Origin of the sequence: Phytoactinopolyspora endophytica (assembly GCF_004138495.1) — a bacterium.
Lineage (GTDB): Bacteria > Actinomycetota > Actinomycetes > Jiangellales > Jiangellaceae > Phytoactinopolyspora > Phytoactinopolyspora endophytica.
Genome location: NZ_ML142876.1, coordinates 64,882 through 66,598 on the forward strand (window position 1 = coordinate 64,882; position 1,717 = coordinate 66,598).

Genomic DNA, 1,717 nt, shown 5'->3' on the forward strand with positions numbered 1-1,717 from the left:
GCCCTGATCGGGCAAGCCCGCTCCGGGCGGTTCGAGGCGACCGCCTCAGCCTGGGAGTCGCGCCAGGACGCCACCGGTCACCTGCCGGCCGCCCGGATGCAGGTTCCCGACGCGGTCGCCGAGCAGATCGCGCAGCTTCCACCACCGAAGGACCGCCCGGCCGTCGATTTCACTCAGGAGGGCAACGCCGGAGGCCCGCTGCGGCTTGCGGAGTTCGTCCGCCCGTACATCAGCGGGCTCCTCGTCGGGCTGGGACTGGTGATCCTCGAGGCGATCATCGTCCTGATGAACCCGATGTTGGTACGCCAGGCCGTCGACCACGGGATGCTCGCGGAGAACACGCCCGTGCTGCTCAGCATCTGTGGGGTCGCCGCAATGCTGGTCGTGGCGCTGTGGTGGGACCAGCGCACCGGACTGCTGTGGACCGCACGCAGCACCGAACGCCTGTTATTGGCGCTGCGGGTGCGGATCTTCGGTCAACTGCAACGGCTCGGCATCGACTACTACGACCGCACCCAGGCCGGCCGGATCATGACCCGGATGACCTCCGACGTCGACGCTATCGCGCAACTGTTTCAGGTGGGCCTGATCAACACGGTGGTCAGCCTGACCACATTCATCGGCATGTCCGTGGTGGTCGTCGTCCTCGATCCGATGCTGGCGCTGGTGGTGCTGGGCGTGATCCCATTCGCGGCGTTGAGCACCTGGTGGTACCGGCGACGCGCGTTCGTGGCCTACGACCGGGCCCGCGAACAGCTCTCTCTGATCAACGCGAACATCCAGGAGAGCATGGCCGGCATCCGCGTCACCCACGCCTATCTGCGGGAGGGGCACAACCTCGCCCGGTTCGCCGCGCTAGGCCGGGAGTACGTGTCCGCGAGCCTGCGCGGGCTCTTCGCCACCTCGGTCTACGTCGCCACGATCGAGCTGCTGTCGGTGCTGGCGATCGCCGCCGTGCTGGGCGTCGGCGCGGCACGGATCGAGTCAGGCACGCTGGCCCTGGGCACGCTGATCGCGTTCCTGCTCTACCTGGCGCAGGTGTTCGCGCCTATCCAGCAGCTGTCCCAGGTCTTCGACGTGTACCAGCGGGCCCGCACCGGGCTCGTGCGGGTGCGTCGCCTGCTCGCCCTGCAGACGTCGACGCCTGTCGGACCGGACGCCGAGCACGTCGGCGAGATCCGTGGCGACATCCGGTTCCACCGCACACGGCTGCGCTACGCGGGCACCTCCACCGACGCGATCCGCGATGTCGACCTGCACATCCCGCCCGGCGAGCGGGTCGCCTTCGTCGGTCGCACCGGCGCGGGGAAGTCGACTCTGTCCAAGCTGATCGCGCGGTTCTACGACCCCACCTCGGGCACCGTACTGGTCGACGGACGTCCCCTGGACGGTCTCGACCTGACCGGATACCGCAGCCACCTCGGCTACGTCCCGCAGGAACCCTTCCTGTTCTCCAGGACGATCCGGGACAACATCGCCTACGCCAAGCCGGACGCCACGGACGCCGAGGTCGAGGCCGCCGCCCGGGCGGTCGGTGCGCACGAGTTCGTCGAGCGGCTGCCCGGCGGCTACCACCACGTGGTGGCCGAACGCGGACGCTCACTGTCGGCCGGGCAACGGCAGCTCGTGTGCCTGGCACGGGCGCTGCTGCACGATCCGTCGATCCTGATCCTCGACGAGGCGACCTCTAACCTCGACCTGGCCAGCGAACGCAAGG

At 69.0% G+C, this 1,717-nt stretch carries 1 protein-coding gene; it reads left to right on the forward strand.

Annotation, left to right across the window (positions count from 1 at the left end; genetic code table 11):
* A partial coding sequence (locus ELR45_RS32460) for an ABC transporter ATP-binding protein (RefSeq protein ID WP_165368303.1) occupies positions 1-1,717 on the forward strand: 1,717 nt, incomplete at both ends.